At 60.5% G+C, this 20,014-nt stretch carries 19 protein-coding genes; 9 read left to right on the top strand and 10 right to left on the bottom strand.

Features of this window, described 5'->3' with window-relative positions:
- On the top strand, nt 1-2,418 hold the full coding sequence (gyrB, locus tag BLU24_RS01060; RefSeq protein WP_090288680.1) for a DNA topoisomerase (ATP-hydrolyzing) subunit B: 2,418 nt from the start codon (nt 1-3) through the stop codon (nt 2,416-2,418).
- Nucleotides 2,419-2,501: 83 nt separating this feature from the next.
- Here the strand turns inward: gyrB and BLU24_RS01055 are convergent, their stop codons facing one another.
- A complete protein-coding gene (locus tag BLU24_RS01055; protein ID WP_093096456.1) occupies nt 2,502-3,221 on the bottom strand; it encodes a response regulator transcription factor in 720 nt (239 codons plus the stop codon).
- Between the two features lie 158 nt (nt 3,222-3,379).
- Between BLU24_RS01055 and BLU24_RS01050 the strand changes: the two genes are divergently transcribed.
- Entirely contained in the window at nt 3,380-4,912 is a 1,533-nt protein-coding gene (locus BLU24_RS01050; protein ID WP_093096452.1) for a sensor histidine kinase, read from the top strand.
- A 167-nt stretch (nt 4,913-5,079) separates the two neighbouring features.
- Here BLU24_RS01050 and BLU24_RS01045 read toward each other — a convergent pair whose 3' ends face one another.
- The 4 genes from BLU24_RS01045 to glyQ form a co-directional block, all read right to left on the bottom strand.
- Nucleotides 5,080-5,859, bottom strand: a complete 780-nt coding sequence (locus BLU24_RS01045) for a lysophospholipid acyltransferase family protein (protein WP_090287855.1) — start codon at nt 5,857-5,859, stop codon at nt 5,080-5,082.
- Nucleotides 5,860-5,941: 82 nt separating this feature from the next.
- Complete coding sequence (gene gmhB / locus BLU24_RS01040) at nt 5,942-6,481, bottom strand: D-glycero-beta-D-manno-heptose 1,7-bisphosphate 7-phosphatase (protein ID WP_167359918.1); 540 nt, start codon at nt 6,479-6,481, stop codon at nt 5,942-5,944.
- Nucleotides 6,482-6,485: 4 nt separating this feature from the next.
- Nucleotides 6,486-8,540, bottom strand: a complete 2,055-nt coding sequence (glyS, locus tag BLU24_RS01035) for a glycine--tRNA ligase subunit beta (RefSeq protein ID WP_093096449.1) — start codon at nt 8,538-8,540, stop codon at nt 6,486-6,488.
- Entirely contained in the window at nt 8,537-9,490 is a 954-nt protein-coding gene (glyQ, locus tag BLU24_RS01030) for a glycine--tRNA ligase subunit alpha (RefSeq protein WP_003213601.1), read from the bottom strand. The genes glyS and glyQ overlap by 4 nt, the downstream gene beginning before the upstream one ends.
- 81 nt (nt 9,491-9,571) lie before the next feature.
- On the opposite strand from glyQ, the gene tag reads away from it, so the two are divergent.
- The 3 genes from tag (at nt 9,572) to BLU24_RS01015 (ending at nt 11,377) form a co-directional block, all read left to right on the top strand.
- Nucleotides 9,572-10,129, top strand: a complete 558-nt coding sequence (tag, locus tag BLU24_RS01025; RefSeq protein ID WP_093096444.1) for a DNA-3-methyladenine glycosylase I — start codon at nt 9,572-9,574, stop codon at nt 10,127-10,129.
- Nucleotides 10,130-10,170: 41 nt separating this feature from the next.
- Entirely contained in the window at nt 10,171-11,058 is an 888-nt protein-coding gene (locus BLU24_RS01020; RefSeq protein ID WP_093096440.1) for a lysophospholipid acyltransferase, read from the top strand.
- Nucleotides 11,059-11,137: 79 nt separating this feature from the next.
- Complete coding sequence (locus BLU24_RS01015) at nt 11,138-11,377, top strand: PilZ domain-containing protein (protein WP_093096436.1); 240 nt, start codon at nt 11,138-11,140, stop codon at nt 11,375-11,377.
- 3 nt (nt 11,378-11,380) lie between these two features.
- On the opposite strand, the gene BLU24_RS01010 is transcribed toward BLU24_RS01015, so the two are convergent.
- From BLU24_RS01010 to def, 5 genes are all read right to left on the bottom strand, one after another.
- Nucleotides 11,381-11,698 carry a tetratricopeptide repeat protein gene (locus BLU24_RS01010; protein WP_172833305.1) on the bottom strand — a complete coding sequence of 106 codons (318 nt, stop codon included), beginning with the start codon at nt 11,696-11,698 and terminating at the stop codon, nt 11,381-11,383.
- A gap of 147 nt (nt 11,699-11,845) precedes the next feature.
- Nucleotides 11,846-13,222, bottom strand: coding sequence for a Trk system potassium transporter TrkA (gene trkA / locus BLU24_RS01005; RefSeq protein ID WP_007911861.1), 1,377 nt, complete (start codon nt 13,220-13,222; stop codon nt 11,846-11,848).
- Nucleotides 13,223-13,244: 22 nt separating this feature from the next.
- A complete protein-coding gene (gene rsmB / locus BLU24_RS01000; RefSeq protein ID WP_093096430.1) occupies nt 13,245-14,555 on the bottom strand; it encodes a 16S rRNA (cytosine(967)-C(5))-methyltransferase RsmB in 1,311 nt (436 codons plus the stop codon).
- Nucleotides 14,552-15,511, bottom strand: a complete 960-nt coding sequence (gene fmt, locus BLU24_RS00995) for a methionyl-tRNA formyltransferase (RefSeq protein WP_093096423.1) — start codon at nt 15,509-15,511, stop codon at nt 14,552-14,554. Before fmt ends, rsmB begins: the two co-directional genes overlap by 4 nt.
- A gap of 58 nt (nt 15,512-15,569) precedes the next feature.
- Nucleotides 15,570-16,076 (bottom strand): peptide deformylase, encoded by a 507-nt coding sequence (gene def / locus BLU24_RS00990; protein WP_090287876.1) that lies wholly within the window; start codon nt 16,074-16,076, stop codon nt 15,570-15,572.
- A 161-nt stretch (nt 16,077-16,237) separates the two neighbouring features.
- Between def and BLU24_RS00985 the strand changes: the two genes are divergently transcribed.
- From BLU24_RS00985 to BLU24_RS00970, 4 genes are all read left to right on the top strand, one after another.
- The gene (locus tag BLU24_RS00985) at nt 16,238-17,263 is read left to right on the top strand and encodes a LysM peptidoglycan-binding domain-containing protein (protein ID WP_093096418.1); all 1,026 of its coding nucleotides are present in this window, start codon (nt 16,238-16,240) and stop codon (nt 17,261-17,263) included.
- Between the two features lie 79 nt (nt 17,264-17,342).
- Nucleotides 17,343-18,443, top strand: a complete 1,101-nt coding sequence (gene dprA / locus BLU24_RS00980) for a DNA-processing protein DprA (RefSeq protein ID WP_442965760.1) — start codon at nt 17,343-17,345, stop codon at nt 18,441-18,443.
- 54 nt (nt 18,444-18,497) lie between these two features.
- A complete protein-coding gene (locus BLU24_RS00975; RefSeq protein WP_090287880.1) occupies nt 18,498-19,055 on the top strand; it encodes an L-threonylcarbamoyladenylate synthase in 558 nt (185 codons plus the stop codon).
- A gap of 240 nt (nt 19,056-19,295) precedes the next feature.
- The gene (locus BLU24_RS00970) at nt 19,296-19,970 is read left to right on the top strand and encodes a hypothetical protein (RefSeq protein WP_093096414.1); all 675 of its coding nucleotides are present in this window, start codon (nt 19,296-19,298) and stop codon (nt 19,968-19,970) included.
- Nucleotides 19,971-20,014 lie beyond the last annotated feature (44 nt).

The raw sequence follows: 20,014 nt of genomic DNA, 5'->3' as shown, positions 1-20,014 counted from the left end.
TTGAGCGAAGAAAATACGTACGACTCATCGAGCATTAAAGTGCTGAAAGGCCTGGATGCCGTGCGCAAACGTCCCGGTATGTACATTGGTGACACCGACGATGGCAGCGGTCTGCACCACATGGTGTTCGAGGTGGTCGACAACTCGATCGACGAAGCCCTCGCCGGCCATTGCGACGACATCAGCATCATCATTCACCCGGATGAATCCATCACCGTAAAAGACAACGGTCGTGGCATCCCGGTAGACGTGCATAAAGAGGAAGGCGTTTCCGCCGCCGAGGTCATCATGACCGTCCTCCACGCTGGTGGTAAATTCGACGATAACTCCTACAAGGTATCCGGCGGTCTGCACGGTGTAGGTGTGTCGGTAGTAAACGCACTGTCCGAGGAGCTGGTCCTGACCGTTCGCCGCAGCGGCAAGATCTGGGAACAGACCTACGTCCACGGCGTGCCTCAGGCTCCGATGGCTATCGTTGGCGACAGCGAAACCACCGGCACCCAGATCCACTTCAAGGCTTCCAGCGAAACCTTCAAGAACATTCACTTCAGCTGGGACATTCTCGCCAAGCGGATTCGTGAACTGTCCTTCCTCAACTCCGGTGTCGGCATCGTCCTCAAGGATGAGCGCAGCGGCAAGGAAGAGCTTTTCAAATACGAAGGCGGCCTGCGCGCGTTCGTTGAATACCTGAACACCAACAAGACCGCGGTCAATCAGGTGTTCCACTTCAATATCCAGCGCGAAGACGGCATCGGCGTGGAAGTTGCGCTGCAGTGGAACGACAGCTTCAACGAGAACCTGTTGTGCTTCACCAACAACATTCCGCAACGCGATGGCGGTACTCACCTGGTGGGCTTCCGTTCGGCGCTGACGCGTAACCTGAACAACTACATCGAACAGGAAGGCCTGGCGAAGAAACACAAAGTCGCCACCACTGGCGATGATGCCCGTGAAGGCCTGACTGCGATCATCTCGGTGAAAGTACCGGATCCGAAGTTCAGCTCGCAGACCAAAGACAAGCTGGTGTCTTCCGAAGTGAAGACCGCCGTCGAGCAGGAGATGGGCAAGTACTTCTCCGATTTCCTTCTGGAAAACCCGAACGAAGCCAAACTGGTCGTCGGCAAGATGATCGACGCTGCCCGTGCCCGTGAAGCGGCACGCAAGGCTCGTGAAATGACCCGCCGTAAAGGCGCGCTGGACATTGCCGGCCTGCCGGGCAAACTCGCTGACTGCCAGGAGAAAGACCCGGCGCTGTCCGAACTGTACCTGGTGGAAGGTGACTCCGCGGGCGGCTCTGCCAAGCAGGGACGTAACCGCAAGACCCAGGCGATCCTGCCGTTGAAGGGCAAGATCCTCAACGTCGAAAAAGCACGCTTCGACAAGATGATCTCGTCCCAGGAAGTGGGCACGCTGATCACCGCGCTGGGCTGCGGCATCGGCCGCGACGAGTACAACATCGACAAGTTGCGTTATCACAACATCATCATCATGACCGATGCTGACGTCGACGGTTCGCACATCCGTACCCTGCTGCTGACCTTCTTCTTCCGTCAGTTGCCGGAACTGATCGAGCGCGGCTACATCTACATCGCCCAGCCACCGCTGTACAAGGTCAAGAAAGGCAAGCAAGAGCAATACATCAAAGACGACGACGCCATGGAAGAGTACATGACGCAGTCGGCCCTGGAAGATGCGAGCCTGCACCTGAACGAAGACGCACCGGGCATTTCCGGCGAAGCGCTCGAGCGTCTGGTGAATGACTTCCGCATGGTGATGAAGACCCTCAAGCGTCTGTCGCGCCTGTACCCACAGGAACTGACCGAGCACTTCATCTACCTGCCTGCGGTGAGCCTGGAGACGTTGGGTGACCATGCAGCGATGCAAGATTGGCTGGCTCAGTACGAAGTTCGTCTGCGCACCAATGAGAAGTCCGGCCTGGTCTACAAGGCCAGTCTGCGCGAAGACCGCGAACGTGGTGTCTGGCTGCCAGAGGTCGAACTGATCTCCCACGGCCTGTCGAACTACGTCACGTTCAACCGCGACTTCTTCGGCAGCAACGACTACAAGACCGTCGTAACCCTCGGCGCTCAGCTGAGCACCCTGCTTGACGAGGGCGCGTACATCCAGCGCGGCGAGCGCAAGAAAGCCGTCACCGAGTTCAAGGAAGCCCTCGACTGGCTGATGGCCGAAAGCACCAAGCGCCACACCATCCAGCGATACAAAGGGCTGGGCGAAATGAACCCGGATCAGCTGTGGGAAACCACCATGGACCCAAGCGTGCGCCGCATGCTGAAAGTCACTATCGAAGACGCTATCGGCGCAGACCAGATCTTCAACACCCTGATGGGTGATGCGGTTGAACCTCGCCGAGACTTCATCGAGAGCAATGCGCTGGCGGTTTCGAACCTGGATTTCTGATCCAGGTTGTCGTCAACGAAAAAGGCCAACGCATTGCGTTGGCCTTTTTATTTCCGGTGCCGGGTGATTCTGCTCGCCCCGGTTCACTCGACAACAGATACGACACTCTCCAACCGATACCCATACCCATAAATCGTCAACAACTGCCATCCCCGATCCGCAGTCAGCCCAAGCTTGTTCCTTAGACGATAGATATGCGTGTCCAGCGGTCTTGACGATGCAATCTCCTCGTGCGGCCAGAAACGCTCATACAGATAGTCGCGCGACAGCGGCCGCCCCAGATTGCTGAACAGGCACCGGGCGAGCCGGTACTCGCGCTCGGTCATGACGATAGGCTTCCCCTCACGCGTGACAGTCAGTTCGGCATCATCAAACGTCAGGTCATTGAAGCTCAGCACTTCGTTGGCAGCCGCGCGTTGCTGGCTATGTCGGCGCAGTACCGCAGCGACTCGCGCCTTCAGTTCATTGGGTCGAAACGGCTTGCTCACATAATCATCGGCGCCCGCGTTCAACGCCTGGACGATATCGCTCTCACCGTCGCGGCTGGTCAGCATGATCGCCGCCGGTGGCGCCTCCATGTGTTCGCGGGTCCAGCGCAGCAGCGCCAGGCCGGTGAGGTCGGGCAATTGCCAGTCGAGGATCAGCAGGTCGAACGTTTCCCGGCGCAGTTGGCGCAGCAGGTCTTCACCGCGCTCGAAGCTGTGCAGCGCCCAAGGTTGTTCGCCAGCCTCGGCCATCTGTTGCAGGGTTTGCTCGACCCTGCGCAGTTCGGCGGGTTCGTCATCCAGTATCGCAACACGCATACGCAGGGTTCCTTGTCGCTTGGGCAGTTGGGGCAACTGTAGTCGCTTGGCCTGTGCGATGAAAGTAAGCGGCCCTCGTCGGTCGACGTCCGCTATGATTCTTCGGATCTACGTCCCAGACCAGTGGCCCATGAAACCATTCACCCTGCCCTATTCCCATGAACAATAATCGTCGACTCGAAAGCCGAGTGCCCAGCCAAGTGCAACGACTGTTTCGCCAGTTGGTGCGCGAATGGCTGTGGATAAGCCTGGTGCTGTTACCGCTGACTGCGGTGCTGTCCTATCGCGCGCAGACCAGTTTGCAGGGTATCTCGCCGACGACGGGGGCGTCGTTATCGGTTGGGCTGGTGGCCGCCGTTCTCAGTCTATTGTTATGGCGTCCCCGCTGGGCGCTGTGGATTTCCCTGATGGGCATGGCCTGCGCACTGTTGATCAGTGCCGGTCTGGCGCAGGCGCAACACTGGTGGTCGCCGACGCCGGCGGTGCTGGGCATGTTGTTCGGTTATCTGATCTGGAACTGGCGCCGCCTGAGTGTGGTGCTGACCTATTTCGGTTGGGAACTGGCGCGCCTGGACAGCGAGCCAAAGGTGTTTCCGGAGCGTCGGCGTTCGCAGTTCACCGGTGCCGATCGCTTGCAGGGCCAGATCATGGCGCTGGAACAAGCCATGAGCCGCACCCGCGATACGCGCAGATTCATTGCCGATGGCTTGGAATACCTGCCCGTCGCCACGCTGATCAGCGACCCCAAGGGCCAGATTCTGTTGGGCAACCGCAAAGCACGCGAACTCTTCGATAACGATCTGGTGGGCAACGATGTGCTCGATCAGCTAGCCAGCCTGGGCTATCCGGAGTTATCCCCAACGCCACGCCCGCCATTGTCAGCTATGCCGCTGCTGGAATTTCGCGACCACAAGGAGCGCAGCCTGCGTCTGGACCGTGCGGCATTGCTGACCGCCGATGGCGATACGCCCATCGGTTGGCTGCTCAGCCTCACCGACCTCAGCGCCGAACGCGCTGCCGAAGAACAACGCAGTGTGTTGCTGCGCTTCTTGTCCCACGATTTGCGCGCGCCCCACTCGGCCATCCTTGCGCTGCTGGATGTACATCGCCATCAGGCTGGCGCTGATTCGCCTTTGTTTGACCAGATCGAACGTCAGGTCCGCCGTGCACTGGACCTGACGGACGGCTTTGTCCTGTTGGCACGGGCGGAGTCCGAGGCCTACCAGTTTCAGCCAAGCCTGTTCGCAATGCTGGTGCTGGATGTGCTCGATCAAGCGCTGCCCATCGCTCAGCAAAAACGTATCGAACTGCGGCATGCCATGGATGAGCAAACTCAGGAGCGCCTCGTCATGGCCGACCAGGGCTTGCTGACCCGCGCATTGTTCAATCTATTGGAAAACGCGATCAAATACAGCCCGGCTGGCTCTACGGTTCAGTTGCGGGTGAGCTGTCAAGAGCAGTGGCTGCGTTGCGAACTGATCGATCAGGGCAAGGGTATCGCCGAGCACGAGTTGCCGGAGCTGTTTAGCCAATACCGGCGCTTTTCCTCAGCGCAGGGCATTGACGGCATAGGGCTGGGCCTGTCAATGGTCAAAGCGGTGATCGATCATCACGGTGGCAGTATTGAATGTCGCAGCGAGGTCGACCGAGGCACGACGTTCATGCTGCAGCTACCGTTGATTGCCGAATGAACAGGCACAAAAAACCGGCTATATCAGCCGGTTTTTTTACATCAAAAATAAACTTATGCACGGTTTGCCAGATTACAGGGTCTTCAAAAAACCTGTTTAAAATCAATCAGTTGCATCGAATCCGATGGCAATTTAGAACAATCCGTACACAGGTTATCCACAAAATGTCAGGCAGGCACTTGCTCATTGGCAACCGGCGCTTGCGGCGCTGGTGGCAGCGAGCCCATTTCCTGCTGCGTCTTTTCATTCCAGGCCTGGACCCGGTCGTTCAGCTCGGCAATCGCTCGGGGACCAGTGCCCTCAGCGTACATAGGCTCACCGATAACCACGGTAATGACGCCAGACTTTTTGCCCCAACCGACTTTCGGCCAGAATTTGCCGGCATTGTGTGCAATCGGTAGCACCGGAAGCGCCGCATTTACCGCCAACGCACTGCCGCTGCGGGAGAATTTGCCGATGGTGCCGAAAGGTACCCGAGTGCCTTCCGGAAAGATCAGCACCCAGACGTTGTCCTTGAGCAGCTCATCGCCCTTGGCCGCGACTTGCTTGAGGGCGGCTTTCGGGTTGTCGCGATCAATCGCGATCGGCCGCAGCATGGCCATGGCCCAGCCGAAAAACGGCACGTACAGCAATTCGCGCTTGAGCACTTGGCTCAAGGGCGAGAAATAGGCGGAGAGAAAGAACGTCTCCCAGGTGCTCTGGTGGTTCGATTGAATCACGCAAGGCCGGTCAGGCACATTTTCCGCGCCTTTGATCTCGTAGCGGATGCCGAGGAAGACCTTGGTCAACCACAAGGCGCAACGGCACCAGAACACATTGATGAAACGATAGCGCGCCTTGAACGACAGAAACGGCGCGATAAAAAAACTCAAGCTGCACCACAGCAGGGAGGTGGTGCCCAGCAGCAGGTAAAAGAGAAAAATCCTGATGGCCCGCAGTATCGACATAGTGACGTTTACCGTTACGGGACAATGCCCGTCTGTTCAAGCGCACCCCCGATCAATCCCTGGTCAGGAATTCAGAAGTACTCTAGTTGTGGATAAGTTCTGCGGCAATCGCCGCCAGATCGTCGAAAATCAAAGTGCCCACCGGCAGGGTTTTGCCCTGAGTCTTTGCGCCTTTCCCGGTCTTCACCAAAACTGGCTGTGAATCGACGGCTTTGGCGGCCTCCAGGTCACCAAGGCTGTCGCCGACGAACCAGACGTTGGTCAACGACACCTGGTAATGCGCGGCGATGGTTTTCAGCATGCCCGGTTTCGGTTTGCGGCAATCGCAACCTTCGTCCGGTCCATGCGGACAATACACAATCAGCCCGACTTCACCGCCCTGCTCCGCCACCAACTCGCGCAAACGCGCGTGCATGGCGTCAAGGGTGGCGAGGTCGTAATAGCCGCGAGCAATGCCCGACTGGTTGGTGGCCACTGCCACCGTCCAGCCGGCCTTGCTCAACTGCGCAATCGCTTCGATCGAACCGGGGATCGGAATCCACTCTTGCACCGATTTGATGTAAGCGTCGGAGTCGTAATTGATCACCCCGTCCCGATCGAGAATCAGCAGTTTCAACAGCAAGCCCTCAACCCAGCAGCGAAATGTCGGCAACGCCGAGGAACAGGCCGCGTAGACGCGCGAGGAGCGCGTAACGGTTGGCCCGCACATTGACGTCGTCGGCATTGACCATCACGGCGTCGAAGAACGCATCCACCGGCTCACGCAATGCTGCAAGGCGTGCCAGCGTTTCGTTGTACTGACGCGCCGCGGCCATTGGCTGCACCGCCTGATCCGCTTGCTGGATCGCCGAGTACAGCGAGAACTCGTTGGCATTGTCGAAGTACTTGGCTTGCACCTCGGTCGGCACCGAGCCTTCGACTTTGCTCAACAGGTTCGACACACGCTTGTTGACGGCCGCCAGTGCTGCGGCTTCCGGCAGTTTGCGGAACGCCTGCACCGCTTGCACACGCTGGTCGAAGTCCAGCGCCGAACCCGGTTTCAAGGCACGAACCGACAGATAGGTGGCAACATCAACGCCTTCGTCTTCATAACGCGCACGCAGACGGTCGAAGATGAATTCCAGTACCGATTCGTTGAGGCCGGCCGCTTTGACCTTGGCGCCGAACGCGTTCACCGCGAAAGCGACGGCGTCGTTCAGGTCCAGGTCCAGTTGTTTCTCGATCAGGATACGCAGCACGCCGAGTGCCGCACGGCGCAGGGCGTACGGGTCTTTGCTGCCGGTTGGCAGCATGCCGATACCGAAGATGCCGACCAGGGTGTCGAGCTTGTCGGCTATCGCCACCGCTGCACCGGTTAATGTCGCCGGCAATTCAGCCCCGGCACCGCGTGGCATGTACTGCTCGTTCAATGCCAGCGCGACGTCTTGCGGCTCGCCGTCATTGAGGGCGTAGTAGTAACCGGCGACGCCTTGCATCTCCGGGAACTCGCCGACCATTTCGGTGGCGAGGTCGCACTTCGACAGCAGGCCGGCACGGGCTGCCCACGAAGCGTTGCCGCCAATGCGCGCGGCGATGTACGCCGCCAGTTTCGAGACGCGCTCGGCCTTGTCGTAGACGCTGCCGAGTTTTTCCTGGAACACCACATTCTGCAGGCGCAGGTTGAAATCTTCGAGCTTCTGCTTCTTGTCCTGCTTGAAGAAGAACTCGGCGTCGGTCAGACGTGGGCGAACCACTTTCTCGTTACCGGCGATGATCTGCTGCGGATCTTTGCTTTCGATGTTGGCCACAGTGATGAAACGTGGCAGCAACTTGCCGTCGGCATCCAGCAGGCAGAAATACTTCTGGTTGTCCTGCATGGTGGTGATCAGCGCTTCCTGCGGCACGTCGAGGAAACGCTCCTCGAACGAGCACACCAGCGGCACCGGCCATTCGACCAGCGCGGTCACTTCGTCGAGCAGCGCTGGCGGAACGATTGCCGTGCCTTCCTGACGGGTAGCCAGCTCTTCGGTGCGCTTGCTGATGATCTCGCGACGCTCGTTGGCATCGGCCAGCACGTAGGCGGCACGCAGGTCAGCGAGGTAGCTCGATGGCGAACTGATGCGCACGCTTTGCGGGTGATGGAAACGGTGGCCACGGGAGTCACGGCCTGCCTTCTGCGCAAGGATCGTGCAATCGATGACCTGGTCACCGAGCAGCATCACCAGCCATTGGGTCGGACGTACGAACTCTTCCTTGCGCGCACCCCAACGCATGCGTTTCGGGATTGGCAGGTCGTTCAACGAATCTTCAACGATGGTCGGCAGCAGGCTCGCGGTCGGTTTGCCGGCGATGTTCTGGCTGTAGCGCAGTTTCGGTCCGCTCTGATCGATCTCGCTCAGCTCGACGCCACACTTCTTGGCGAAGCCCAGCGCGGCCTGGGTTGGATTGCCATCAGCGTCAAACGCCGCCTGACGTGGCGGGCCGTCGAGGTTGATGCTGCGATCCGGCTGCTGAGTGGCCAGCGCGGTGATCAGCACAGCCAGACGCCGTGGCGCGGCGTAGACGGTTTTGCTCTCGTAGCTCAGGCCAGCGGCTTGCAGGCCTTTGTCGATACCGGCGAGAAACGCCTCAGCCAGGGTATTCAGGGCTTTGGGTGGCAGTTCTTCGGTGCCCAGTTCTACCAGAAAATCTTGCGCACTCATTGTGCAGCCTCCAGCTTGGCCAGTACTTCGTCACGCAGGTCCGGGGTCGCCATCGGGAAGCCCAGCTTGGCGCGCGCCAGCAGGTAGGCTTGCGCAACGGAACGCGCCAGGGTGCGCACGCGCAGAATGTATTGCTGACGCGCGGTCACCGAGATCGCCCGGCGCGCATCCAGCAGGTTGAAAGTGTGCGAGGCCTTCAGGACCATTTCGTAGCTCGGCAACGGCAGCGGCTGGTCGAGCTCGATCAGGCGCTTGGCTTCGCTTTCATAGAAGTCGAACAGCTCGAACAGTTTTTCGACGTTGGCGTGTTCGAAGTTGTAGGTGGACTGCTCCACCTCGTTCTGGTGGAACACGTCGCCATAGGTGACTTTGCCGAACGGGCCGTCAGCCCAGACCAGGTCGTAGACCGAATCCACGCCTTGCAGGTACATCGCCAGACGCTCGAGACCGTAGGTGATCTCGCCGGTTACCGGGTAGCACTCGATGCCGCCCGCCTGCTGGAAGTAAGTGAACTGAGTGACTTCCATGCCGTTGAGCCAGACTTCCCAGCCCAGACCCCAGGCGCCGAGGGTCGGCGATTCCCAGTTGTCTTCGACGAAGCGGATGTCGTGCACCAGCGGGTCGAGGCCGACATGCTTGAGCGAGCCCAGATACAGTTCCTGGAAGTTGTCCGGGTTCGGCTTGAGGACGACCTGAAACTGGTAGTAGTGCTGCAGACGGTTCGGGTTTTCGCCGTAGCGGCCATCAGTCGGACGGCGGCTTGGCTGCACGTACGCGGCGTTCCAGGTTTCCGGGCCGATGGCGCGCAGGAAGGTCGCGGTGTGGAAAGTGCCGGCGCCTACTTCCATATCGTAGGGCTGAAGTACCACACAACCTTGCTCGGCCCAGTATTGCTGGAGCGCGAGGATCAAGTCTTGGAAGGTACGCACGGCTGGCGTAGGCTGGCTCACGAAATTCACCTGTTTCTTGGGCTGCGATTTAAAGAGCGGGAGTATACCCGATTCGTTGCTGCGCACGCCCCCTGGAGCCTTATGCCACGCTGCTTTTGGTGTACCGAAGATCCGCTGTACATGGCTTATCACGATCAGGAGTGGGGCACGCCGCTACGCGATGCGCAGGGTTTGTTCGAGTTGCTTTTGCTCGAAGGGTTCCAGGCCGGGCTGTCGTGGATCACCGTGTTGCGCAAGCGCGAGCGTTATCGCCAGGTGCTGTTCGGCTTCGACGTGCAGCGTGTCGCGCAGATGAGCGACGCCGAAATCGACGAACTGATGCTCGATCCGGGGATCATCCGCAATCGTCTCAAGCTCAATGCCGCGCGGCGTAACGCGCAGGCCTGGCTGGCGCTGGAAGACCCGGTGGCGTTGCTCTGGTCGTTCGTTGGCGGTCAGCCGATCGTCAATCATTTCAAGGATCGCAGCGAAGTCCCGGCGATTGCCCCCGAAGCGCTGGCGATGAGCAAGGCCCTGAAAAAAGCCGGGTTCACCTTCGTCGGCCCGACCATTTGCTACGCGTTGATGCAAGCCTCGGGCATGGTCATGGACCACACCCAGGACTGCGACCGCTACGCGCAGTTGGTCAACGCCGGGTAGAATGCCCGCCTCGCGCACAGCACAAAGATCAGGAGTGACCTGTGGAAAAGTTTAAAGGCGCCTTGCTGGTAGGCGCTCTGCGGCTGTTTGCCCTGCTGCCATGGCGGGCCGTGCAGGCCGTGGGTTCGGCGATTGGCTGGATCATGTGGAAGACCCCCAACCGTTCCCGCGACGTGGTGCGGATCAACCTCGCCAAATGTTTTCCAGAGATGGACCCGGCCGAACGCGAGCGTCTGGTCGGTCAGAGCCTGAAGGACATCGGCAAGTCGCTGACCGAAAGTGCCTGCGCGTGGATCTGGCCGGCTCAGCGCTCGATCGATCTGGTTCGTGAAGTTGAAGGACTCGACGTTTTGAAAGAGGCGCTGGCCTCAGGCAAAGGCGTGGTCGGCATCACCAGCCACCTGGGTAACTGGGAAGTGCTCAACCACTTCTATTGCAGCCAGTGCAAACCGATCATTTTCTACCGCCCGCCCAAGCTCAAGGCGGTGGATGAACTGCTGCGCAAACAGCGCGTGCAACTGGGCAACAAAGTGGCCGCATCGACCAAGGAAGGCATCCTCAGCGTCATCAAGGAAGTGCGCAAAGGTGGTGCAGTGGGCATTCCTGCCGACCCGGAACCGGCCGAATCCGCCGGGATCTTCGTGCCGTTCTTCGCCACCCAGGCGCTGACCAGCAAGTTCGTGCCGAACATGCTCGCCGGTGGCAAAGCAGTCGGCGTGTTCCTGCATGCCCTGCGTCTGCCCGACGGTTCTGGCTACAAGGTGATCCTCGAAGCTGCGCCCGAGGCCATGTACAGCACCGATACCGCTGAGTCCTGCGCGGCGATGAGCAAAGTGGTCGAACGCTACGTTGCGGCGTATCCAAGCCAGTACATGTGGAGCATGAAGCGCTTCAAAAAGCGTCCACCGGGTGAAGCACGCTGGTACTGAGTAACCGACGAAATTGGCATGATCTGTGGATAACCAATCACTGAAGTTATCCACAATCGTTCATTCAAGGGCGCAGCAGATGTCCGAACAGCGCAAATCGTTTCGTATCAAGATCACCCACGACAGCCTGGGCGAATGCCTCGGGCAGACGCGCAATCTGTCGCCCACCGGCGTTTACGTTCAGCATCCGCGTCTGGCGTCGTTGCCCGAAGGGGCGGTGGTGTATGGTCAGGTGCAGGACTTACCCACAGGTGCGCCGCGGGTGCGTATGGAAGTGGTCACGGTGGATGCTGAAGGCATCGGCTTGCGCTATTTGTAAGATTTACCGGGCCTGACGCTCGAGCTTCTTCAGAAACACCGACATTTCCTTTTCGGCCTGCTTGTCGCCATGGGCGCTGGCCGCTTCCAGCCCCTGTTCCCAGGCTTTCCGCGCGGCAGCAGAATCACCCAGCGCCAATCGGGCCTTGCCCAATAATTTCCATGCCGCCGAATATTTCGGATCGAACGCCACGCAGTGCTGAAAATGCTCGGCGGCCTTGGTATGTTCGCCCATATCCAGATAACCCTTGCCCAGGCCAAAGCGCAGCAGAGCGTTATCCACACCCTTGGCGAGCATTTTTTCCAGAGATTCAAGCATCAGTGGATTCCTTTTCAGAGACTGTCAGCTATTGATGAGTGGACGCTGGAACGCCATCGCTAGCAGCTAGCTCCCACAGTTGGAATGCGTTTCACCTGTGGAAGCTAGCCTGCTAGCGATGGCGCCAGTCTGATCAGCCGATAATCCGGATCAGAAGAAGCTCAACCCCACATGAAACAGCTTCTCCACATCGCGAATATGCTTTTTATCCACAAGGAACAGAATCACGTGGTCGCCCGCTTCGATCACCGTGTCGTCGTGGGCAATGATCACTTGTTCATTGCGGATCACCGCGCCGATGGTGGTGCCCGGTGGCAGGCCGATTTTTTCGATCGGTTTACCGATGACCTTGCTCGACTTCGCATCGCCGTGGGCGATGGCCTCGATGGCTTCCGCCGCGCCGCGCCGCAATGAGTGCACGCTGACGATATCGCCACGGCGCACGTGCGCCAGCAAGGTTCCGATGGTCGCTAGCTGCGGACTGATCGCGATGTCAATATCGCCACCCTGGATCAGGTCGACGTAGGCCGGGTTGTTGATGATCGTCATGACTTTTTTCGCGCCGAGCCGTTTGGCCAGCAGCGAAGACATGATGTTGGCTTCGTCATCGTTGGTCAGAGCAAGGAAGATATCCGCGTCGGCGATGTTCTCTTCCAGCAGCAGGTCGCGGTCCGAAGCGCTGCCCTGCAGCACCACGGTGCTGTCGAGCGTGTCGGAGAGATAACGACAGCGCGCCGGGCTCATCTCGATGATCTTCACCTGATAACGGCTTTCGATGGCTTCGGCCAGGCGCTCGCCGATCTGCCCGCCTCCGGCGATGACGATGCGTTTGTAGGTTTCGTCGAGGCGGCGCATTTCGCTCATCACCGCGCGAATGTTCTCACGGGCGGCGATGAAGAATACTTCGTCGTCGGCCTCGATCACCGTGTCGCCCTGCGGCAGGATCGGCCGGTCACGGCGGAAAATCGCGGCGACGCGGGTTTCGACGTTCGGCATGTGCTCACGCAATTGGCGCAATTGCTGACCGACCAGTGGTCCGCCGTAATAGGCGCGCACCGCCACCAGTTGCGCTGCGCCTTCGGCAAAGTCGATCACCTGCAAGGCACCCGGATGCTGGATCAGGCGCTTGATGTAGTTGGTCACCACCTGCTCGGGGCTGATCAGCACGTCGACCGGAATCGCCTCGTTCTGGAACAGTTGTTCTTCGCGATTGAGATACGACGCTTCGCGCACCCGGGCGATTTTCGTCGGGGTGTGGAACAGCGTGTGGGCGACCTGGCAGGCGACCATGTTGGTCTCGTCACTGTTGGTCACCGCCACCAGCATGTCGGCGTCGTCGGCACCGGCCTGACGCAGCACCGAAGGCAGCGAGCCACGGCCTTGCACGGTGCGGATGTCGAGGCGATCGCCGAGGTCGCGCAGGCGCTCGCCGTCGGTGTCCACCACGGTGATGTCGTTGGCCTCGCTGGCCAGATGTTCTGCCAGCGAACCGCCGACCTGTCCTGCACCGAGGATGATGATTTTCATCCAGTCACTCCGTTGATTCCGTTTAGCCGCGCGCGGCAGCGATCTTGATCAGCTTGGCGTAGTAGAACCCGTCATGCCCGCCTTGCTGGGCCAGCAGTTGGCGACCATGGGGCTGTTTGATGCCGGCCGCAATGGCCAGATCCAGCTCCCGGGCTCCGGGCGTGCGCTCGAGAAACGCAGCAATCACTTCAGTATTTTCGGTCGGCAGCGTCGAGCAGGTGGCGTACAGCAGGATGCCGCCGATGTCGAGGGTTTGCCACATCGCGTCGAGCAGTTCGCCTTGCAGTTGCGCGAGGGCGGCGATGTCGTCGGCTTGCCGCGTCAGCTTGATGTCCGGATGACGGCGGATCACCCCGGTGGCCGAGCACGGTGCGTCGAGCAGAATGCGCTGGAACGGTTTGCCATCCCACCATTTCGCCGTGTCGCGGCCATCGGCGGCGATCAGCTCAGCGCTGAGGCCGAGGCGTTCAAGGTTTTCCTTCACCCGCACCAGACGCTTGGCTTCCAGATCCACCGCCACTACGCCGGCCAGCGCCGGTTCGGCTTCGAGAATATGGCAAGTCTTGCCGCCGGGCGCGCAGCAGGCGTCGAGCACGCGTTGGCCCGGCGCCAGATCGAGCAGGTCGGCGGCCAGTTGCGCGGCTTCGTCCTGCACGCTGATCCAGCCCTCGGCGAAACCCGGCAGGCTGCGTACATCAGCGGCGGCTTCGAGGACGATGCCGTCGCGGCTGTATACGCAGGGCGTTGCGGCAATCCCGGCCTCAGTCAGTAGGCCAAGATAGGCATCGCGGCTGTGATGACGGCGGTTGACCCGCAGGATCATCGGCGGATGTGCGTTGTTTGCCGCGCAAATCGCTTCCCATTGCTCAGGCCAGAACGCCTTGAGGGATTTTTGCAGCCAGCGCGGGTGAGCTGTGCGCACCACCGGGTCGCGCTCCAGTTCGGCGAAAATCGTTTCGCTTTCGCGCTGGGCATTGCGCAGCACCGCGTTGAGCAGGCCTTTGGCCCAGGGCTTTTTCAGCTTGTCGGCGCAACCCACGGTTTCGCCGATGGCGGCATGGGCTGGCACGCGGGTGTAAAGCAGTTGGTAGAGACCGACCAGCAGCAACGCCTCGACATCGGCGTCGGCGGCCTTGAACGGTTTCTGCAACAGCTTCTCTGCCAATGCCGACAGGCGTGGCTGCCAGCGCGCGGTACCGAAGGCCAGATCCTGAGTGAAACCGCGATCGCGGTCCTCGACCTTGTCCAGTTGCGTGGGCAGCGAACTGTTCAGCGAAGCCTTGCCGCTGAGCACGGCGGCAAGTGCCTTGGCGGCGGCCAGACGCGGGTTCATTGTGCGTCCACCGCAGCACCGAGCACGGTGCCGACGGCGAATTTCTCGCGACGGCTGTTGAACAGGTCACTGAAATTCAGCGCTTTGCCGCCGGGCAGTTGCAGGCGGGTCAGGCAAAGGGCCTGTTCGCCGCAGGCAACGACCAGACCGTCCTTGCTGGCGCTGAGGATTTCACCCGGCGCGCCTTTGCCTTCGGCGAGATTCGCCGCCAGCACTTTCAGCGCTTCACCGTTGAGGGTGCTGTGGGTGATCGGCCATGGATTGAAGGCACGCACCAGACGTTCCAGTTCAACCGCCGGACGGCCCCAGTCGAGGCGTGCCTCATCCTTGTTCAGCTTGTGGGCATAGGTGGCGAGTTCGTCGTTCTGCACTTCGCCTTCCAGGGTGCCGGCAGCGAGACCAGCAATGGCCTGGATCACAGCGGGCGGGCCCATTTCGGCGAGGCGGTCATGCAAAGTGCCGCCGGTGTCTTCGGCGCTGATCGGCGTGACGACCTTGAGCAGCATCGGCCCGGTGTCGAGCCCGGCTTCCATGCGCATCACCGTCACGCCGCTTTCTGCATCACCGTGTTCCACGGCACGTTGAATCGGCGCCGCACCGCGCCAGCGTGGCAGCAGCGAGGCGTGGCTGTTGATGCAGCCCAGACGCGGAATATCCAGCACCGCTTGCGGCAGGATCAGGCCGTAAGCGACTACCACCATCAGGTCCGGCTTCAGCGCAGCCAGTTCAGCCTGAGCATCGGCATTGCGCAAGGTCGGCGGCTGCAACACCCGGATATGGTTTTCCAGGGCGAGCTGTTTGACCGGGCTCGGCATCAGTTTCTGCCCGCGACCGGCCGGACGATCCGGCTGGGTGTACACCGCAACGATCTCGTACGGGCTGTTCAGCAAGGCCTTGAGGTGTTCGGCGGCGAATTCCGGGGTGCCGGCAAAAACGATGCGCAATGGCTCAGTCATGAAGGGCGTCTCATAAAATGAAAAAAGGCTTGCCGCAGCAAGCCTTTGAAGAGGGGCATCAAGCGTTCTGGCGGTGCAGCTTTTCCAGCTTCTTCTTGATCCGGTCGCGTTTGAGCGTGGACAGGTAGTCGACGAACAATTTGCCGTTGAGGTGGTCGCATTCGTGCTGGATGCACACTGCAAGCAGGCCTTCGGCGATCAGCTCATAGGGCTTGCCGTCGCGGTCCAGCGCCTTGATCCTGACCTTTTGCGGGCGATCGACGTTTTCGTAGAAACCGGGTACCGAGAGGCAGCCTTCCTGGTATTGGTCCATGTCCTCGGTCAACGGTTCGAACTCGGGGTTGATGAACACCCGTGGCTCGGTCCGGTCTTCGGAGAGGTCCATCACCACGATGCGTTTGTGCACGTTGACCTGGGTCGCGGCAAGGCCGATGCCCGGCGCTTCATACATTGTTTCAAACATGTCATCGACCAACTGACGCACTTCGTCGTCCACTACAGCCACAGGCTTGGCGATAGTGCGCAGACGCGGGTCCGGGAATTCGAGGATGTTTAAAATGGCCATAGGCTTTGATTGCTGCACACGTTGAGTAAAGTCGGGTCGATGGCCTGGCAGGTCCGAAGATGCAGGCTACCGTTGTGAAGCGTAGCTTGTGCAGTTTGCCCAAGCGAGCCACGGGGGCTCTGACGGTTCACGCGAACGCATATGATAAAGGGATTCACGGCATGAGGAAAACACTACTCGCCCTGCTGCTTCTGGCTTCGGCCGGCGCTGCGCAAGGGCAAGTGCAACTCAGGGATGGTTTTCCACAGCAATACACGGTGGTTTCAGGGGATACGCTCTGGGACATTTCCGGCAAATACCTGCGCGAGCCCTGGCAATGGCCGCAACTGTGGCGGGCCAACCCGCAGATCGATAACCCCAACCTGATCTATCCCGGCGACACGCTGACGCTCAGCTACGTCAACGGCCAGCCACAACTGAGCGTCAACCGCGGCGAGTCGCGCGGCACCATCAAGCTCTCGCCACGCATTCGCACCAGCCCGGTGGCCGAGGCGATTCCGAGCATTCCGCTGAAGTCCATCAACAGTTTTCTGTTGAGCAACCGCATCGTCGACAAGGCCGAAGATTTCGACAAGGCACCGTACATCGTCGCCGGCGATGCCGAGCGCGTGCTCAGTGGCACCGGTGACCGCATCTTTGCCCGTGGCCATTTCGACCCGGAACAACCGGTGTACGGCATCTTTCGTCAAGGCAAGGTCTACACCGACCCGCAGACCCAGGAGTTTCTCGGGATCAACGCCGACGACATCGGCGGCGGCGAAATCGTCGCGACCGAGGGTGACGTCGCCACCCTCGCGCTGCAACGCACCACCCAGGAAGTGCGCCTCGGCGACCGTTTGTTCAGCGGCGAAGAGCGCTCAATCAACTCGACTTTCATGCCCAGCGCCCCCGCCCGCGACATCAACGGGGTGATCATCGACGTACCGCGCGGCGTGACGCAGATCGGCGCGATGGACGTGGTTACGTTGAACAAGGGCAAACGCGACGGCCTCGCCGAGGGCAATGTGCTGGTGGTGATGAAAACCGGCGAAACCGTGCGCGACCGCATCACCGGCCAGCCGCTGAAAATTCCCGACGAACGCGCTGGGTTGCTGATGGTGTTCCGCACCTACGACAAACTCAGCTATGGCCTGGTACTCAGCGCATCGCGCTCACTGGCGGTGCTCGACAAGGTGCGTAATCCGTAGCTTGCTCAACAAGTTACCAACAGAGTTATCCACAGCTTGTTCCGAAAGGTTCGGGCCTTATAACGATCAAGGATGATCCATGATGTCCCCTGTCTGTACGCCAGTTTCCCCGGCAGAACTGGAAGCGCGTCTGCGCCTGCACCGCATGCCGGATATCGGTCCCAAGCGCTTCGCCAAATTGCTGGAGGCCTTCGGCTCGGCCTCCAAAGCCATCAGCGCGCCGGCCAGCGCCTGGCGCTCGCTGGGTCTGCCGGCGGCGTGCGCCGAGGCGCGGCGTTGCCCCACGGTTCGCGACGGCGCCAGCCACGCAATGCGCTGGCTAGAGCGGCCGGGCCAGCATTTGCTGATGTGGGACCAGGCGGATTATCCGGCGCTGCTGGCGCAGATTCCGGATCCGCCACCCTTGTTGTTCGTCGCCGGCGATGTGCAGATTCTGGAAAAACCGCAACTGGCGATGGTCGGAAGTCGCCGCGCTTCCCGTCCGGGCATGGACACCGCCGCAGCGTTTTCCCGCAGCCTCGCCGGGGCCGGTTTTGTCATCACCAGCGGGCTGGCACTGGGCATCGATGCGGCTGCCCATCAGGCGGCGCTGGACGTTGGCGGGCTGACCGTCGGGGTACTCGGCACCGGCCTGGAAAATTTTTATCCACAGCGCAATCAGCAGCTGGCCGAGGCGATGATGGCGTCCGGCAGCGCGGTGCTTTCCGAGTTTCCGCTGGACGCCGGGCCGACCCCGAGCAACTTTCCGCGGCGCAACCGGATCATCAGCGGTTTGTCGCTGGGCGTGCTGGTGGTCGAAGCCAGCGTCGCCAGTGGCTCGCTGATCACCGCTCGCCTGGCGGCGGAACAGGGGCGCGAGGTTTATGCGATTCCCGGGTCGATTCATCATCCGGGCGCACGCGGCTGTCATCAGTTGATCCGCGATGGCGCGGTGCTGGTCGAAACCATCGAACACATCCTCGAGGCCCTGCGGGGCTGGCAGCATGTGTCGCCGTCCACTGATTCAGCGAACGCCGACCATCCTTTGCTCGCCCTGCTCCACGCCGCCCCGCACACCAGCGAAGCGCTGGCCGGCAGCAGCGGCTGGGCCTTGCCCAAAGTACTGGCGGCGCTGACCGAACTGGAAATGGACGGCCGGGCGGTGTGCGAAAACGGTCGTTGGCTGGCCAGGACACGCTAGGTTTTACCAACAAGATCGGTAAACTGCGCGAAACCTGATTGCGGAGATTTTTTCATGGTCAACAGTTGGCGTGTGCAACAAGCCGCGCGAGAGATTCGCGCCGGGGCGGTGATTGCCTATCCAACCGAAGCCGTCTGGGGGCTGGGCTGCGACCCGTGGAACGAAGAGGCGGTCGACCGGCTGCTGGCGATCAAGAATCGCTCGGTGGTCAAGGGGCTGATTCTGGTCGCCGACAACATTCGCCAGTTCGACTTCCTCTTCGAAGATTTCCCGCAGGAATGGATCGACCGCATGGCCAGCACCTGGCCGGGGCCGAACACCTGGCTGGTGCCGCACCAGGGCTTGCTGCCCGAATGGGTGACGGGCATCCACGACACCGTGGCGCTGCGGGTCAGTGATCATCCGCAAGTGCGCGACCTGTGTTCACTGGTCGGGCCGCTGATTTCCACGTCGGCCAACCCGCAGGGTCGCCCGGCCGCGCGCACGCGGTTACGGGTCGAGCAGTATTTCCGTGGGCAGATCGACCTGGTGCTCGGCGGGCAACTGGGTGGACGCAAGAACCCCAGCGTGATCCGCGACCTGGCGAGCGGCAAGGTCATTCGTCCCGACTGATCCGCCTCCAAACATCAAAAGATGTACGTACTCCTCGGCGTGATGACGAGGAGTACTACGCATGCCTGCGATTAGTCCTGCAACGGGGCTGCTCATCGTGTCGGAAAAGTCGCCAACTACCCGGATTGATTGACTTTTCCCACCTGATTATCAGACCGCCTGGCGTGGCGGAATCGCCAAAAGCAACCATCCTTTCCCTGCACTCGAAACACTTCGATAAGTAAAGGACGCGGAGAAAGAATGGACACTACGGATTTACAACTCACGGATTACCTGCAAACGCTTCAAGCGACGTTAAAGAGTCATCACGAAGGTTGCCGTATCGTGACGCTTGAAGCGGGATCGGATACTCAGGATTTCGATCGGTTCATCGATCGGCAATTTCGGCTGCGGCTGCAGCATTACATGCTGTCCTCACGTGCGCGGCTGCTCGAAACGCAACTGGCGATCAAGTCGCGCAGTACGCACTTTCTGCTGTACCGGCACGATCAACTGCTGGCGGTATTGCGTGCCACTCCGGCACCGTTCGAATGGGCGTTGCTGGCGCAACAACATGTGTCGCCCACGGTGGCGCTGTCACGGCATGTCGAATTCAGCCGTTTGATCTCGTACACGACCCATCAACTGCCCATCGCGGTCAACGGTCTGTTGGCCGCCGCTGCCGAGTGGGCGATCAGGAATGGCTACCAGGGCGTCACCGCACTGTGCCGGTCGCAACAGCTGCGTTTTTACCAACGCTTCGGCCTGATGCCGATCGCTTCCAATGCCTTGCACATCGACCATCGCGCACGCGGCGATTACTGGGTGTTGTCAGCCGAGTGGCGGCAGATCCTCGCGGCGGTGCAACAGCCGGATCAGGCTATGGTCAGCCATGTGGTGCAGAAGCCGATGGAGTGTCATCCGCCAGGTTTCTGAAGAGGTTCGCACGTCTCGCCAGCCATGGCGCCAAGCCCTGGCTG

Source organism: Pseudomonas sp. Z003-0.4C(8344-21), assembly GCF_900104975.1.
In the GTDB taxonomy this organism is placed as follows: Bacteria; Pseudomonadota; Gammaproteobacteria; order Pseudomonadales; family Pseudomonadaceae; genus Aquipseudomonas; species Aquipseudomonas granadensis.
This window is presented reverse-complemented; position numbering and strand designations above follow the sequence as displayed.

Excerpts from the sequence above, each read along its gene's own strand:
- BLU24_RS01055 (WP_093096456.1), bottom strand. The coding sequence starts at position 3,221 with ATGCGTGTTGCGATACTGGATGACGAACCCGCCGAACTGCGCAGGGTC.
- BLU24_RS01050 (WP_093096452.1), top strand. The coding sequence starts at position 3,380 with ATGAACAATAATCGTCGACTCGAAAGCCGAGTGCCCAGCCAAGTGCAA.
- BLU24_RS01045 (WP_090287855.1), bottom strand. The coding sequence starts at position 5,859 with ATGTCGATACTGCGGGCCATCAGGATTTTTCTCTTTTACCTGCTGCTG.
- glyS (WP_093096449.1), bottom strand. The coding sequence starts at position 8,540 with ATGAGTGCGCAAGATTTTCTGGTAGAACTGGGCACCGAAGAACTGCCA.
- tag (WP_093096444.1), top strand. The coding sequence starts at position 9,572 with ATGCCACGCTGCTTTTGGTGTACCGAAGATCCGCTGTACATGGCTTAT.
- BLU24_RS01015 (WP_093096436.1), top strand. The coding sequence starts at position 11,138 with ATGTCCGAACAGCGCAAATCGTTTCGTATCAAGATCACCCACGACAGC.
- trkA (WP_007911861.1), bottom strand. The coding sequence starts at position 13,222 with ATGAAAATCATCATCCTCGGTGCAGGACAGGTCGGCGGTTCGCTGGCA.
- rsmB (WP_093096430.1), bottom strand. The coding sequence starts at position 14,555 with ATGAACCCGCGTCTGGCCGCCGCCAAGGCACTTGCCGCCGTGCTCAGC.
- fmt (WP_093096423.1), bottom strand. The coding sequence starts at position 15,511 with ATGACTGAGCCATTGCGCATCGTTTTTGCCGGCACCCCGGAATTCGCC.
- def (WP_090287876.1), bottom strand. The coding sequence starts at position 16,076 with ATGGCCATTTTAAACATCCTCGAATTCCCGGACCCGCGTCTGCGCACT.
- BLU24_RS00985 (WP_093096418.1), top strand. The coding sequence starts at position 16,238 with ATGAGGAAAACACTACTCGCCCTGCTGCTTCTGGCTTCGGCCGGCGCT.
- dprA (WP_442965760.1), top strand. The coding sequence starts at position 17,343 with ATGATGTCCCCTGTCTGTACGCCAGTTTCCCCGGCAGAACTGGAAGCG.
- BLU24_RS00975 (WP_090287880.1), top strand. The coding sequence starts at position 18,498 with ATGGTCAACAGTTGGCGTGTGCAACAAGCCGCGCGAGAGATTCGCGCC.
- BLU24_RS00970 (WP_093096414.1), top strand. The coding sequence starts at position 19,296 with ATGGACACTACGGATTTACAACTCACGGATTACCTGCAAACGCTTCAA.